General features: G+C 41.0%; 15 protein-coding genes. 11 read left to right on the top strand and 4 right to left on the bottom strand.

Translation table 11 applies throughout. The features are described from left to right. Nucleotides 1-105 precede the first annotated feature (105 nt). From A361_RS30565 to A361_RS19040, 9 genes are all read left to right on the top strand, one after another. Nucleotides 106-252: a hypothetical protein gene (locus A361_RS30565; protein WP_019379750.1), complete on the top strand. Its 147-nt coding sequence runs from the start codon at nucleotides 106-108 to the stop codon at nucleotides 250-252. A 237-nt stretch (nucleotides 253-489) separates the two neighbouring features. Next, entirely contained in the window at nucleotides 490-1,572 is a 1,083-nt protein-coding gene (locus tag A361_RS19075) for a type III polyketide synthase (RefSeq protein ID WP_019379749.1), read from the top strand. A gap of 4 nt (nucleotides 1,573-1,576) precedes the next feature. Beyond that, the gene (locus A361_RS19070; protein WP_019379748.1) at nucleotides 1,577-2,140 is read left to right on the top strand and encodes an isoprenylcysteine carboxyl methyltransferase family protein; all 564 of its coding nucleotides are present in this window, start codon (nucleotides 1,577-1,579) and stop codon (nucleotides 2,138-2,140) included. Nucleotides 2,141-2,536: 396 nt separating this feature from the next. Next, nucleotides 2,537-6,199: a dynamin family protein gene (locus A361_RS19065; RefSeq protein ID WP_019379747.1), complete on the top strand. Its 3,663-nt coding sequence runs from the start codon at nucleotides 2,537-2,539 to the stop codon at nucleotides 6,197-6,199. Between the two features lie 28 nt (nucleotides 6,200-6,227). Beyond that, nucleotides 6,228-6,977 (top strand): DNA polymerase beta superfamily protein, encoded by a 750-nt coding sequence (locus A361_RS19060; RefSeq protein ID WP_019379746.1) that lies wholly within the window; start codon nucleotides 6,228-6,230, stop codon nucleotides 6,975-6,977. Between the two features lie 28 nt (nucleotides 6,978-7,005). Continuing rightward, the gene (locus tag A361_RS19055) at nucleotides 7,006-7,197 is read left to right on the top strand and encodes a hypothetical protein (RefSeq protein WP_009332669.1); all 192 of its coding nucleotides are present in this window, start codon (nucleotides 7,006-7,008) and stop codon (nucleotides 7,195-7,197) included. After that, nucleotides 7,194-8,030 (top strand): sulfurtransferase, encoded by an 837-nt coding sequence (locus A361_RS19050; RefSeq protein WP_019379745.1) that lies wholly within the window; start codon nucleotides 7,194-7,196, stop codon nucleotides 8,028-8,030. The genes A361_RS19055 and A361_RS19050 overlap by 4 nt, the downstream gene beginning before the upstream one ends. 91 nt (nucleotides 8,031-8,121) lie before the next feature. Then, nucleotides 8,122-8,724 carry a hypothetical protein gene (locus A361_RS19045; RefSeq protein ID WP_019379744.1) on the top strand — a complete coding sequence of 201 codons (603 nt, stop codon included), beginning with the start codon at nucleotides 8,122-8,124 and terminating at the stop codon, nucleotides 8,722-8,724. 79 nt (nucleotides 8,725-8,803) lie between these two features. Beyond that, nucleotides 8,804-9,694 carry a 5'-3' exonuclease gene (locus tag A361_RS19040; RefSeq protein ID WP_009332663.1) on the top strand — a complete coding sequence of 297 codons (891 nt, stop codon included), beginning with the start codon at nucleotides 8,804-8,806 and terminating at the stop codon, nucleotides 9,692-9,694. A gap of 766 nt (nucleotides 9,695-10,460) precedes the next feature. On the opposite strand, the gene sspL is transcribed toward A361_RS19040, so the two are convergent. Then, nucleotides 10,461-10,598, bottom strand: a complete 138-nt coding sequence (sspL, locus tag A361_RS19030) for a small, acid-soluble spore protein L (protein ID WP_009332662.1) — start codon at nucleotides 10,596-10,598, stop codon at nucleotides 10,461-10,463. A gap of 217 nt (nucleotides 10,599-10,815) precedes the next feature. Here sspL and A361_RS19025 point away from each other — a divergent pair, with 217 nt between their 5' ends. Next, nucleotides 10,816-11,280 carry a divergent PAP2 family protein gene (locus tag A361_RS19025; RefSeq protein WP_019379742.1) on the top strand — a complete coding sequence of 155 codons (465 nt, stop codon included), beginning with the start codon at nucleotides 10,816-10,818 and terminating at the stop codon, nucleotides 11,278-11,280. A 109-nt stretch (nucleotides 11,281-11,389) separates the two neighbouring features. Continuing rightward, the gene (locus A361_RS19020; protein WP_009332660.1) at nucleotides 11,390-11,653 is read left to right on the top strand and encodes a DUF6123 family protein; all 264 of its coding nucleotides are present in this window, start codon (nucleotides 11,390-11,392) and stop codon (nucleotides 11,651-11,653) included. 38 nt (nucleotides 11,654-11,691) lie between these two features. Here A361_RS19020 and A361_RS19015 read toward each other — a convergent pair whose 3' ends face one another. From A361_RS19015 to A361_RS19005, 3 genes are all read right to left on the bottom strand, one after another. Further along, complete coding sequence (locus A361_RS19015) at nucleotides 11,692-12,609, bottom strand: DMT family transporter (RefSeq protein WP_026041555.1); 918 nt, start codon at nucleotides 12,607-12,609, stop codon at nucleotides 11,692-11,694. 4 nt (nucleotides 12,610-12,613) lie between these two features. After that, on the bottom strand, nucleotides 12,614-13,015 hold the full coding sequence (locus A361_RS19010) for a reverse transcriptase-like protein (RefSeq protein ID WP_019379740.1): 402 nt from the start codon (nucleotides 13,013-13,015) through the stop codon (nucleotides 12,614-12,616). Nucleotides 13,016-13,267: 252 nt separating this feature from the next. After that, on the bottom strand, nucleotides 13,268-13,945 hold the full coding sequence (locus A361_RS19005; RefSeq protein WP_009332657.1) for a queuosine precursor transporter: 678 nt from the start codon (nucleotides 13,943-13,945) through the stop codon (nucleotides 13,268-13,270). Nucleotides 13,946-14,006: the final 61 nt, after the last annotated feature.

The following is a 14,006-nucleotide window of genomic DNA, read 5'->3' as shown; positions in this document are numbered from 1 at the left end:
TCTTCTTTGCGGCAATCACAATAATTCTGGCAATCAATATAATATTCTATCGGTATTTTACATTTCCGAAGCGATTGTTTCTTGCACGAAAGAGAGTGGAATGTGATGGAGAAATTTTATTGTGATAACTGCCGGCTTTTATATAATGAAGAAGAGGTTTGTGCTGCTTGCGGTATCCTGGTTACGAAAAAAATATATATAGAAGTACAAAAGCATCACAAAAACAATAATGGATTGGATGCATCAGAATAACTATGCCATGGGCCAGCCATTTTTTATTGAATGCTTGGCTCTAGAGCTAATTGGAAAAGATTTAGTAATGATATTCATTTAGTTATTCCATTATAATAAAGATGCACAACAACTCCTTCAAAACACATTGCTTCCTCCTAATGGGGGGAGCTTTTTTTTGCTTGATTATCCAATTTTGTAACATAAATTGCTTTTATTTGGAAAAAGTAAAAGAAAGCAAGTGGAGGAGAGTCATGTATGCCAGCAATTGTATCAGTTGCAGAAGCAATACCTGAACATGTTCTGACACAGGATCAGGTAATGGATTTTGCCAGAGATTTATTTTCAGAGTCCTTTAAGGATATTGAACGCCTATTGAAAGCTTTCCGCAACGGCCAAATTGAAAAGCGCCACTTCGCAAAGGGACTCGAATGGTTTAAAACAGATAAATCATTTGAAGAGCGAAACAATGCTTATATTGAACAGGCTATTGAACTGGGAACAAAGGCTATAAAGTGCTGTCTGGAAAATGACATTTTCCTGAGCAAGAATCTCCAATGTGATGATATCGATGCCATCTTTACTATTTCAAGCTCAGGAATTGCCACACCGAGTATTGAAGCAAGAATCATGAATAAGCTTCCATTTTCTGAACATACGAAGCGAATACCGATATGGGGACTGGGTTGTGCGGGCGGCGCATCAGGCCTTTCAAGAGCCTATGAATACTGCCTGGCTTACCCTGAAGCAAAAGTATTGGTTTTAACTATAGAATTATGCAGTTTGACCTTTCAGCGCAATGACAGATCAAAGAGTAATCTTATCGGGACCTCTCTTTTTGCTGACGGCGCAGCATGTGCGCTGATAACGGGTGATGAAGTTCAAAGGGATTTTCAAAAGGTGTCATCCATTCCGAGAATCCTGGGAACCCAATCAACAACAATGCGCAATTCTCTGGATGTGATGGGCTGGGAAGTGAAGAATGCGGGCTTATATGTGGTTTTCTCAAAGGATATACCATCCATAATAGAGGGCTGGCTAAAGCAGAATGTAACGGAATTTCTAAGGGGAAAAGGCATGGAGATGAAAAAAATAATCCATTTTGTTGCCCATCCTGGGGGAAAAAAAGTTATTGATGCTTATCAGAAAGCATTGCAATTCGATCCTGATATGACAAAAGTTTCACTTGATGTATTAAAGGAGTTCGGGAATATGTCCTCAGCAACCATTCTTTACGTGCTGAAAAGGTTTATGGAGATCGGCAGAAAGGGAGATACCGGACTTGCAACTGCTCTCGGCCCGGGATTTAGCTCGGAATTACTGCTGCTGGAATGGGAGTGAATACATGCTGTTCAAACTATTTATTGCCGTCATCATTTTGCAGAGGGCAGCAGAGCTTGCTGTAGCCCGAAATAATGAAAAGTGGATGAAAGGCCGGGGCGCACTGGAATTTGGTCAGCGGCACTATCCCTGGATCGTTGCGGTTCACGTTTCTTTTTTCATTTGCTTTCTGATTGAAGTAACCATCTTTGAAAAAGACCTGTCCCCTTATTGGCCCATTCTTCTGATTCTTTTCTTTCTTACCCAGGCAGGAAGAGTATGGGCACTCTTCTCTTTAGGGAAATACTGGAATACCAAAATCATAGTCATGCCGGGGGCAAAGGTCGTCAGAAGGGGGCCATACCGTTTTATAAAGCATCCCAATTATGTAATTGTAGCTGCTGAATTTCTCGTAATACCTTTAATGTTCCAGGCTTATATCACTGCGGCTGTATTTACCCTGCTAAACATAATGGTACTTTCGGTCAGGATACCAGCCGAAGAAAAAGCACTGAAAGAATTGACAGGATACGAAGAAGCTTTTTTACGATTAAGACCTGGCATGAATAGAGATATTAAAAAAGTTTGACAATTTTAAAATCCCTATTGAAAATGATTATCGTTCGTGATAAACTTCTAATTGAATTTGAAAATTATTCTCAATATCATTCCAACAGGAAGGTGTTGCTACATATGACAATTCTATTTGTTGCAGGCACAATTGCTGCCTACTCACTTGTTATGAAACATGTATTAAATAACGTAGCTAGACCACATACAAGATAATAGTATTTTTTGAAACCAGGCGCGGGAGGCCTGGTTTTTGTTTTTTAACGCATGTGAAAATACAAGCAAATGAACATAGAATAAAAGCAGCTGCTGAGAAATATTAGAAAAATCAAAGAATAAACCATCCTATATAGGAAAATAAACGAAAATCATTTAAAATAGGAAGTAAATTAAAGTTACAAGGGGATTAATGGAAATGGCTGACACGATTTTGCAACCAGGATTACAGCAAACTGAATTAATGAACAGAATTACTGCGATATATACATTCGCCCAGAGAAATGGGGATAGCCAGACAGCTAAAAGAGCTAAAGATCTCTTAATTAAGCTAAGAGACCAGGAATTTGCCATCGCTTTTTGCGGACATTTTTCTGCTGGAAAATCGAGCATGATTAACAAGCTTGCAGGCGAGGACCTCCTTCCGTCCTCGCCGATTCCAACCAGTGCTAACCTGGTAAAAGTCAAATCAGGTGAGGAAGATTATGCAAAAGTTATTTTTAAGGAAGGAAAGCCAAGGCTTTATCCTGCTCCGTATGATTACGGACAGGTAAAATCCTATTGCAAGGACGGCGATTCAATTCATTCCATTGAAATAAGCCATTCCGCCACCAGTTTGCCCAAGAAGGCAGTAATTATGGATACACCTGGAATCGATTCTACAGATGATGCGCATAGAATTGCTACTGAATCTGCTCTTCATTTGGCTGACCTTATTTTTTATGTTATGGATTATAACCATGTCCAGTCGGAATTAAATTTTCTTTTTACAAAAGAACTGACGGCTGCAGGAAAAGAAGTTTATCTTGTTATCAATCAAATTGATAAACATCGGGATGAAGAGCTCAGCTTTGAACAATTTAAAGAAAGCGTAAAGGAATCATTTGCATCCTGGGGAGTAAAGCCTGCGCGGATTTTTTACACCACGTTAAAAGATGAAAATCACCAGGCAAACGATTTTAAGGCACTTCAGAACTTTATTAACAGCAGCATTGATAACCGTGAAGAGCTTTTGCCCCAATCCGTTTTTAATTCTTTAAAGAAATTAACAGAGGACCATCTGGCATTTTTAGGAGACACCCATGCAGCTGAAAAAGATAAATGGGAAGAAAAACTGGCTGAATTAGATCAGGATGAACGGGATCAGCTCGGAAACAGGCTGCATGAGTTAGAGAATCAGTTGAATAAGCTAAAGTCTTCTATGCATGAAGCAGATATTGAGTTAACCGGAAAGATAGATGAGATTTTAAAAAACGCTTATTTAATGCCTTTCCAGACGAGGGAACTGGCTGAATCTTACCTTGAGTCGTGCCAGCCTTCGTTTAAAATTGGCCTATTTTTCAGCAAACAGAAAACGGAGCAGGAAAGGTCAGTGCGGCTTGACCGCTTCTATCAGGATTTTTCCGAAAAGGTTAAGTCTCAGCTGGAGTGGCATATAAAAGAGCTGTTTTTACAGCAGTTCAAGCAGCATAATATCCATGATTCAGAAATTCTAGCACAAGTTCAGAGCTTCAAGCTTTCCTTTGAACCAGCAGTTTTAGCCGAAACAGTAAAGTCCGGGGCCATGGTTTCAGGAGATTATGTTCTTCAGTATACGAACGACACCGCAGAGGCTGTAAAGAGAATTGCCAAAAAGAACGCAGCTTTCCTGAAAAATGCACTACTGGAAGCGCTTGAAGAAAATATCAGCCAGGATCAGACTGTACTGGTCAATGAAATTCGCAAGCTTACTGTCTATGCGGAATCTCTTAGTGCAATTAAAGCTCTCAATGAAAAAGTTATTAAGGCATCTGCCGAGATGAAAGTCTATTTGACAGGTGACTTTGCTCAAGTTGAGTTTCAAGAGCAAGCCAAAATCCTTGCAGCAGAAGATGTCGATGAATCTGAAGTTGTTTTCCTGCATGAAGATAAAGCTGAGAAGGAAAAGGTGCCAAAGAAATCCGGAAAATCTGCTGAGGAAGAGCAGACAGGGGAAGCCGTTCCTGCGGTTTCCGTTCAGCCTGTTATTGAAAAGCTTCAATTCACCGCTAATGCAGTAAAGGATATCCCAGGTTTCAGAAAGCTTGCTGCTGATTTGGCAGATAAAGCATCAAGGCTTGAGAGCAAAGAATTCACAGTTGCCCTTTTTGGTGCATTCAGTGCAGGAAAGTCCTCCTTTGCCAATGCTTTAATCGGGAAAAAACTGCTACCGGTTTCACCAAATCCGACGACAGCTGCAATCAACAAAATTAAGCCTGTTACTGCTGAAAATGTCCATGGAACTGTTCTTGTAAAAGTAAAGGATTCACAGACTCTCTTAAATGATATCAATCATTCATTGAAGGTCTTTGATTATTCTGCAGGAAACTTTGGCGATGCTGCTGCAGCGATTAAAAAGATCACTGGGGAAAACCAGGATTTCGATGCGAATGAAAAGACACACTTTGCATTTCTTAATGCCTTTATGAGAGGTTTTAATTTCTTCACAGATCAGCTTGGGAAAATCATAAAAGCTGATTTGGAAGAGTTTCGGGATTATGTTGCCAATGAGGAAAAATCATGCTTCGTTGAGACAATAGAGGTTTACTTTGATTGTGAACTGACAAGGCAGGGAATTACCCTGGTTGACACACCTGGGGCAGATTCGATTAATGCGAGGCATACCGGGGTCGCATTTGAATATATAAAAAACTCGGATGCAATCCTTTTTGTAACTTATTATAATCATGCCTTTTCGAAAGCCGATAGAGAATTTCTTATTCAGCTTGGAAGGGTCAAAGACACCTTCTCACTTGATAAAATGTTCTTTATCGTCAATGCCATTGACCTTGCCAATAATGAAGAAGAAAAGGATTCGGTACTTGAGTACGTTGAAGAACAGCTAGTGCAATACGGAATCCGCCGGCCGCATCTGTCTGGCATTTCAAGCCTTCAAGCTCTGGCAGAGAAGCTGGATAACAGCAAAGAGGGAGTTTCCAATATCAGTTCATTTGAAAAAAGCTTTTACTCCTTTATAAATCAAGACCTGCTGAATATTTCCATCTCATCAGCAGAAACAGAGTGGAGGCGCCTATTAGCCCAGCTGAGGTCTTACATTTCCTCCTCACAGGAAAATAAAGAAGTCAGGTTTGAAAAGCTGAAACAGCTTGAGGAAGAGCACCAGACGGTTACTGAGATTATCCGTGGACAAAAATCCGAACTGCTTTCCCAAAGGCTTGAACAGGAAACGGATGAGCTAGTCTTTTACATCAAGCAAAGAGTATTTCTGCGTTTCTTTGATTTTGTTAAGGAGGCTTTCAACCCTTCGGTCCTGAAGGATGATGGCCGGAACTTAAAGAAAATGCTTAAAATCGCTCTTGATGAATTCCTTGCAAGCTTTGGGTTTGATTTTGCCCAGGAAATTCGTGCAACAACATTAAGGCTTGAATCCTATATATCCAAGCTGATCGGCCAGCAGCAGGAGACTATTTCGAAAAAAGCCGCCAATGTGAACAGTGATTTGTCTTTTAGCTCATATGAGCCATTAAAAATGGAGAGTATTGAATTTGATTCTGCATTTTCCAATGAAGACCCGAACCAATTTAAAAAGGCTCTATCCTACTTTAAAAACCCAAAAACGTTTTTTGAAAAGAATGAACGCAAGCAGTTGGCGGATGAACTGGAGAAGAACCTGCAGGAACCTGCAGATCGTTACCTGCAAGCTGAAAGCACCAGACTAAAATTCCATTACAGCAGCCTGCTGACGGTCGAATTTGAGCGGCTGCTCAATTCGCTGATTGAACAGAACAATGAATATTATGAAGGTATTACGGCTGCTTTAAAAGATGATTTCCCGATTGAAGAGCTGAAAGAAATTGAGAGGAACATTGCACAGTACGAATAATAGGTATTGAAAGGTTGCTGCTTTTCTTATGGAAAAATGGCTTTCTGCTGCTGAAGAAAAATATAATATAGACATCCTGTTTGCATGTGAAGCAGGAAGCAGGGCCTGGGGGACAGATGATGCGGAATCAGATTATGATATCCGCTTCATCTTTAAACATAAGGACCTGAAAGCATATCTTTCCCTTGAACGTGCCAAAGAGGTTATTGATTCAGATAACCCTTATGATGCGCACGGCTGGGATATTTTTAAAGCATTTGACCTTATGCAAAAATCCAATCCAAGTATATTCGAATGGGCATACTCACCCATCATCTACAAGGATAGGGATGGCTTTTCAAATAGGCTGAGGAGTATCGCGGAAAAAGAGTTCTCACGGTATAAGTTATTCCAGCATTACACCCAGCTATTTTCCCGCAATCTTGGGGAAGCGGCTAAAAAAGAGGGCTTTACAATTAAGAAACAGAAGCTGCTAATCCAGGCGATAAGAGCCTGCCTCATTTCAAGGCAGCTGCTACAGCAAAGCAAAATAAACGGAGATTTTTTGTATACAGGTCTCTTTTGCTTAAAGGAAGAGGATGAGATTACCCGCTTTTATCAGACCCTGGTTAATGCAAAACAACGCGGGGATCTTATTCAGGAGCATCTAGCTAATCAAATAGCTGATACACTCGAGTCAGAAAGGGAATTCCTCTATACAGCCGGTGAATCAATGCCTATAGGAAAAGGCAAAGTATCCGGACTGAATAAATGGCTTTGGGAACTGCTGAAAGTTTAAAATCATTCTGAGAAGTAAAGGGAGAGCTATGGAGAAAAATTTATTTCATGCATGTGCAACCTGCGTAAACTTCCATCCTGAAAAGCGTAAAGAAGGAATGGTTTATTTTTGCAGCAGACTGGGCTATGAAACGAAACCTGACTATCAATTTAACTGCTGGACACCAAAGGAACATATAAAACGCCTGATGGAAAAGAGAAAAGGGGAGAACCTTAAATGAAGTATCAAGTAGAAAAGGAATGGGTAGTAACTAAACTGGATGATCCTAATATCCGAATTGCCGACTGCCGCTTTAAACTTGGGTCACCTGAAGAAGGGCGCAGCTTATATAATCTCAGCCATATTCCCAATGCCGTGTATTTTGATTTAGAGAAGGATCTGTCGGGCCCTGTTAGAGAACATGGGGGCAGGCACCCGCTTCCAAATCCCTCTCAATTTAAAGAAGTCCTGGAGAAGGCTGGTATCAGCAGGGATACCACAGTAATTGCCTATGATGGAGGAGAAGGGGCTTTTGCCGCAAGGTTCTGGTGGCTCCTCAGGTATTTGGGACATGATAAAGTTTATGTATTGAACGGCGGATATAAAGAATGGGCTGAAAGCGACTATCCTTTGAATAATAAGATTCAAAGCTTCGGGCCAGCTGACTTTAAAATCGATCTGCGGCCTGACATACTTGCCTCATACGAAGAAGTTAAAGAATATACCGGTAATCAGGATACTGCTGTAATTATTGACTCGAGAGAGGAAAAGAGATACCTGGGACTGGAGGAGCCAATTGATAAAAAAGCCGGCCATATCCCTGGAGCAATCAATAGAGTTTGGCTTGAAGCGTATAAAAATGGCAGGTTTAAAGAAGCAGAGGAACAGGAAAAACGGTTTGCAGACATCGATAAGAATAAACCTGTAGTTGTTTACTGCGGATCTGGGGTAACAGCAGCACCTAATTTTCTGGCATTAAAGGAAGCTGGCTTCCGTAATGTTAAATTATATGCTGGAAGCTTCAGCGATTGGATCTCTTATGACGGAAATAAAATAGAAACTGTCGAAAAATAGAGGAATCCCTTTTTAAAAAAGGGATTTTTTTACTGTTAAAATTATTATATAATTTAAAAGGTTTAATAGATTTTGAAAATGGAGTGGTTAAATGAATACTTCGGGCTACACGATAACAAAAAAACAAAGAACTGAAACAAAACAAATATTGGTAACGACTGCAATTATTCTAATATTGTCAGCAATTTTTATTCCTATATTTTTACTTTCACCATTTCAGGCACAATTTTTCAGACCTGAAGGGACCTGGGTTTTCGAAGCGCCTAAAGCCGCTTATGTTACATTTAGCACAGCTTTGGCATCGATGGGGATTTTTATCCTAGCGGGGGTTTGGCTGCACAGTGCTGAAAAATTTGGCAGGATTGCGAAATTTATTACAGGAGCCGGTTTTTTGTTTTCACTGGCTACAGTTATCCTCAGTTTTGATTATTACCACTATATTGATAAGAATGGTGTCCATTTTAATACATTATTCAGTTTGAAGGAGAAGCACTATAATTGGCCGGAAATCAAACATGCCAGGCAAACGGTCATAAACAAAATGGGTGTTATGTCTGATGATGAATTAATCTTTACCTTTAAAGATGGAACTACATATGCGTATCCATTAAATAATAATGTCCGAAATGCGCGAATCGCTACTTACTATGAACTGGAAGAACATGGAGTTGAACTAATAAGGGAAACAGAATAGGGCTGTAAAACTTTTCAAGAGAAACGGAGAGTTTCCCATGATATAATAGTTGTTATGATTATAATCGGGAGGCGGAAAAATGAACGAGAAAAAACCTTCACTGCTGCTGGTTGATGGAATGGCTCTGCTGTTCAGGGCATATTTTGCAACAGCGATGTCCGGTCAATTTATGATAAATTCAAAAGGAATACCTACAAATGGAGTTTACGGATTTGTTAAACACTTTTTAACGGCTGTTTCTTCCTTTAGCCCGACTCATGTGGCCGTTTGCTGGGATATGGGAAGCAAAACCTTCCGTACGGAAATGTTTGATGCCTATAAAGCAAACCGTCCTGAAGCTCCAATTGAACTTGTGCCTCAATTCGATCTGGTAAAAGAAGTCGTGGAAGCTTTTGATGTTCCAAATATAGGCCTTGAAGGATATGAAGCTGATGACTGCATTGGCACCATTGCAAGAAAAGCAAGCCAGGAAGCGGAAGTACTGATCCTTACTGGCGACCAGGATATCCTTCAGCTTCTGGATGATAATATTTCTGTCATTTTGCTGCAAAAAGGCTACGGCAATTATCTGGTGCATACGACAGAAACCTTTTATGAAGAAAAGGGAATAACACCGAAGCAGATGATTGATTTGAAAGCCTTCATGGGAGATACAAGTGATAATTATCCCGGAGTAAAAGGGATTGGCGAAAAAACAGCTCTGAAGCTGCTGCAGCAATTTGAGCATATTGAAGGTGTATTAGAAAACCTGGAACAGCTCACAAAAGGACAGCGTGCCAAGATCGAACAGGATCTTGAAATGCTGCACTTGAGCAGACAGCTCGCCGAAATAAAATGCGATGTACCTGTTGAATGCCCTCTAGACCTGGCGCAATTCACAATGAACCGGGAAAAGGTCATAGAGAAATTCACTGAAATTGAATTCCGCGGTCTTCATAGATTTCTTGATTTTAAAAAGGAATATGCATAATAGAGACCCCAGGCTCCTGCCTGGGGTTTTAAATTTTTTTCATGATTGCGCATCTCCAAGTAAAAGAGAAAACTGAGCGCATAAATGCAAGAAACCCGCACACAAAAGGAAAACCAGCGCGCACAAACGAGAGAGACCCGCGCACACAAGGGTCAATGGCCATAACCGAAGAAAAGCCGCGCCCATCCTCGTCAAACCCGCGCACAAAAGGAAAGTCTGCGCGCACAAACGAGAGAGACCCGCGCACACAAGGGTCAAGCGCGCGTAACCGAAGAAAAGCCGCGCCCATCCTTGTCAAACCCGCGCACAAAAGGAAAGTCTGCGCGCACAAACGAGAGAGCCCGAACACACAAGGGTCAAGGGCGCATAACCGAAGAAAAGCCGCGCCCATCCTCGTCAAACCCGCGCACAAAAGGAAAGCCAGCGCGCACAAACGAGAGAGCCCCGCGCACACAAGGGTCAAGGGCGCATAACCGAAGAAAAGCCGCGCCCATCCTCGCCAAACCCGCGCACAAAAGGAAAGTCTGCGCGCACAACGAGAGTGACCCGTGCAGAAAAGGAAAGCCTGCGTCGCACAAACGAGAGAGACCCGCGCACACAAGGGTCAAGCGCGCGTAAACGAAGAAACCCCGCGCACAAAAATGACAGTAACCGCTCACACAAGGATCATGCACATATAACCGAAGTAAAATGTGTACATCTCCATCAGACCCCAAATGCAGCTTTACTCTAACAAACATTTATGCCGCCAAAGGCGGCATCCAATTTATTTAGTATTCTTCTTTTTCGCTGCATTCTCCAGTTTGCTTTTAGGTTCCTCTGAAAATTCAGCATCCTGCCCGTATCCTTGAGGGTTTACACCAGGTGCTTTTATTCCTCTGTTTGTATGTCCATTTTTGCTCATGTGATTCACCTCCCCAGTCAGCAACTTCTCCATTGATAACCTTATTATTGTTAAAGTCTTCGGGTTTTAATCATGTCCATCGAGGGTACAATTTAGCAACTGATGCGGTGAGTTCTTCTTCTGTTTTGGGTTTAATTATTCCATAATTACAGGCCTATTTAGCATTTGAAGGAGGAATAATAAAAGTCTGCATACTTCACAATAAAGAAGAGGTGAATTGTTAAACAAGGGAGTTTATATCGCTCTTTTAAGTATAGGGCTGGCACAGGGCCTAAAAATCCCCATCCATTATGTGAAAAAGGGAGAACTTCGTCCTGATTTGTTTTTCCAGACAGGGGGCATGCCGAGTTCTCATTCGGCTGGTGTTTCTTCTTTAACCACTTTTATAGCTTTAAAGCGCGGAGTTCCGACGGTCGACTTTGCTTTATCACTGGTTTATGGCCTGATTGTTATGTATGATGCCCAGGGAATCAGGCGCCAAACCGGTGAGCTTACCTTAAAGGTAAATAGTCTTGGTGAGCTGGTTGATAAAATTCACAAAGATGAGACAGTTAAGTTTGAAGAGGAAGGTCCAAAGAAGCTGAAGGAAATGCTCGGCCACCAGCCTGCTGAAGTATTGGGCGGAGCTCTCCTCGGTGTATTAACCGGAACACTTGGCTACCTTCTAACTAAGAAGAAATAATTGAGCTTACAACTCCCCTGCTTCATGCAGAAAAAAGGTAGATAATTGTCGAAAAATCAGGTAAGATTTAGGAGAACGCAGGAGGGAGCAGGGGAAGAGGGTAAGTGAAATGAAGACAGTTGAAGAGTATTTGCACTTTTTGCAAAGTAAAGGATTTCAATTTCGGGAAGACGCGATTGGCTTCATTTACTTTGGCAAAAATTATACCAATGCTTCTGATGAGCTTGCCAATGCAGCAATAGAACTTACATTAAAAGCTCAGAAATCATTTGACGGCAGTTTTTACGTATCATTGCTTGAAACATTGGTTTCAAAGAATATTACCAGCAGGCGTGAAGCAATAAAATTTGTAAAAGAAAAATCAATCATTTAAAAGGCGTGTTTTTTGAGGACACGCCCTTTTTCTATTTATTAAGCAGTTTTTCTCCTAAAGATGGATAATGTTTTCTTAGCAGGAATTTCTGCAAAGACCATACCTGCAAAAATTAGCAGACAGCCAGTCAGGGCACTAAAGGAAAGTCTCTCATTCGCCCACATAAATCCTGCAGCAGCAGCAAACACAGGTTCCATGGCGAATATGAGGGCCACTCTTGTTGGGGTTGTGAATTTTTGAAAAGCCGTCTGTGCAAAAAATGCGAGCGCGGTCGCAAACAATGAAGTTACAATTAGAGCAGTCACCACATTGGTCTTAAATAATACTCCAGTTTCAAATGCCTGCTGCCAATTTTCTGTAAAAAACGCAAAAATGCCTGATAGCAAGGCCACGGTACCTACTTGAATAACCGTTAATAGCAGGGCCGGGTATTTGCTGCTATATTTTCCTGTGAATATAATATGAAGGGCAAAACCAACTGCACAGATTAATACATATGCATCACCGATATTTAGCGAGACTCTATCAGTCATTGTAAGCAAATACAATCCCGCTGTTGCAATTGATACACCTATAATAGCATTGAACCCTGGCTTAATTTTTAAAAGCATAAAAGAAAAGACTGGGACCATTACTACACTTAACCCCGTAATAAAGCCAGCTTTTGAGGAAGTTGTATAAAGCAGTCCGATTGTCTGGAAAGCATAGCCTATAAATAAAAACAAGCCCATAATAATTCCAGAAATCAAAAGCTTTTTGTTTATTTTCTTTAACTGTTCTCTTTCAAAAATAACTAGCCAGCCTCCCAGCAAGAAAGCGGCCATGAAAAAGCGTACACCATTAAAAGAAAATGGCTCAAGAAAAGCAATGGCGTTTTGTACAAGCACAAAGGTAGTTCCCCACACAAAGGCTACGAGCAATAGGCTTACATCTGCAAATATAACCGATCTATTCATTATCTCATTGACCTTTCGTTCTATTTTTGCGAATGGCTGCTCTGGCTAATTCATCCGCTCCTTTGTTTTCGGAGCTGGGCACCCATTTCATAAAAAACAAATCAAATTGCCTTGTAAGCTCCAAAGCATTTTCAAGCAAGGGAGCAAATTTTTTATTTTTAACGAATTCCTTTTCAACGGCCCGGTTAACGAGCTGTGAATCCGTTCGAAAGGATACTGTTTTGTATCCCTTTTCTATACATATTTCCAGAGCATGAATAAATGCACGGTATTCGGCTTCGTGATTTTCCATATTCCCTAAAGGAATGGAATAGCGTTCAACTTGGCCATTATTTTTAATGAAAATGCCTGCCCCGCTGGGACCCGGGTTTCCGGCACTTGCTCCATCGATATACACTTCAATCAATTAAACTGCCTCCTGATTTTAACAGCATAATAGGGTAAACTAAGTGTAGTTTATCATAAAAATAAGCGATAAAGTGAAACTTCAATAAGTGGGGGGCTTTATCTCCCACTGATTGTTAGTTGAACCAATCGGGCCTTTACGGGCAGTTGGATCCCCCAGTTATCCTCCATTGATACCGCTGAGTCTTTAATTGGGGGAGCCTACTGCCCGTCAGACCGCGATAAAGCAGAAAAGGATACCAAAAATGGCATCCTAATCTTTTACTGGAAAACGTTTAGCAATATAGCCAAACGGGGTATCAAGTATAGCTACTATAAATTTCAGCAAATAAGTGGTGATGAATATTTGAATCCATTCCTCCATTGGAAATACGCCGAGGAAAGCAATGCTTGTAAAAACAAGGGTATCCAATAGCTGGCTGATCATTGTGCTGCCATTATTCCTGATCCAAAATTGGCCATCCTTTGGAAATTTCTTTTTTAAATAGGTAAAAATATAAACATCCGTAAATTGACTGACTAAATAGGCAGCGAGGCTTCCGGCAGCAATCCGCGGCAGAATCGAAAAAAGAGTGCTGAGGGGCTCCTGTGCAAAATCTGTTTCATGCGGTTTAAATAATAAAACCATCTGCATGATGAGAGTCATGGACAGAAGAGTAAAGAAACCAAGCCATACAGCTTTTTTTGCTTCTTCCTTTCCGTACTTTTCATTTAGGATATCCGTAACGAGAAAAGCGGTACCGTACATAGCGTTTCCTAAAGTAGCCGTCAGGCCGAACATTTCAATGGTTTTTACGACTTGAAGATTGGCCATGACAGTAGAGAAGCCAATCCACACGAATAAACCAGTCTTTCCGAACACGCGGTACATAGTCAATACTAATGTGAAATTAATAATTGCAAAGAGAAGTCCAAACCATTCGTTAAACATCATATTCCTCCTAGTTTTGTTAATGCGGGAGTTTACGAACCGCAGGAGATATAAAATTGTC

Source organism: Cytobacillus oceanisediminis 2691 (assembly GCF_000294775.2).
In the GTDB taxonomy this organism is placed as follows: domain Bacteria; phylum Bacillota; class Bacilli; order Bacillales; family Cytobacillaceae; genus Cytobacillus; species Cytobacillus pseudoceanisediminis.
This window is presented reverse-complemented; position numbering and strand designations above follow the sequence as displayed.

Coding starts and splice junctions, on each gene's coding strand:
- A361_RS30565 (WP_019379750.1), top strand. CDS start 106: ATGGAGAAATTTTATTGTGATAACTGCCGGCTTTTATATAATGAAGAA.
- A361_RS19075 (WP_019379749.1), top strand. CDS start 490: ATGCCAGCAATTGTATCAGTTGCAGAAGCAATACCTGAACATGTTCTG.
- A361_RS19070 (WP_019379748.1), top strand. CDS start 1,577: ATGCTGTTCAAACTATTTATTGCCGTCATCATTTTGCAGAGGGCAGCA.
- A361_RS19065 (WP_019379747.1), top strand. CDS start 2,537: ATGGCTGACACGATTTTGCAACCAGGATTACAGCAAACTGAATTAATG.
- A361_RS19060 (WP_019379746.1), top strand. CDS start 6,228: ATGGAAAAATGGCTTTCTGCTGCTGAAGAAAAATATAATATAGACATC.
- A361_RS19055 (WP_009332669.1), top strand. CDS start 7,006: ATGGAGAAAAATTTATTTCATGCATGTGCAACCTGCGTAAACTTCCAT.
- A361_RS19050 (WP_019379745.1), top strand. CDS start 7,194: ATGAAGTATCAAGTAGAAAAGGAATGGGTAGTAACTAAACTGGATGAT.
- A361_RS19045 (WP_019379744.1), top strand. CDS start 8,122: ATGAATACTTCGGGCTACACGATAACAAAAAAACAAAGAACTGAAACA.
- A361_RS19040 (WP_009332663.1), top strand. CDS start 8,804: ATGAACGAGAAAAAACCTTCACTGCTGCTGGTTGATGGAATGGCTCTG.
- sspL (WP_009332662.1), bottom strand. CDS start 10,598: ATGAGCAAAAATGGACATACAAACAGAGGAATAAAAGCACCTGGTGTA.
- A361_RS19020 (WP_009332660.1), top strand. CDS start 11,390: ATGAAGACAGTTGAAGAGTATTTGCACTTTTTGCAAAGTAAAGGATTT.
- A361_RS19015 (WP_026041555.1), bottom strand. CDS start 12,609: ATGAATAGATCGGTTATATTTGCAGATGTAAGCCTATTGCTCGTAGCC.
- A361_RS19005 (WP_009332657.1), bottom strand. CDS start 13,945: ATGTTTAACGAATGGTTTGGACTTCTCTTTGCAATTATTAATTTCACA.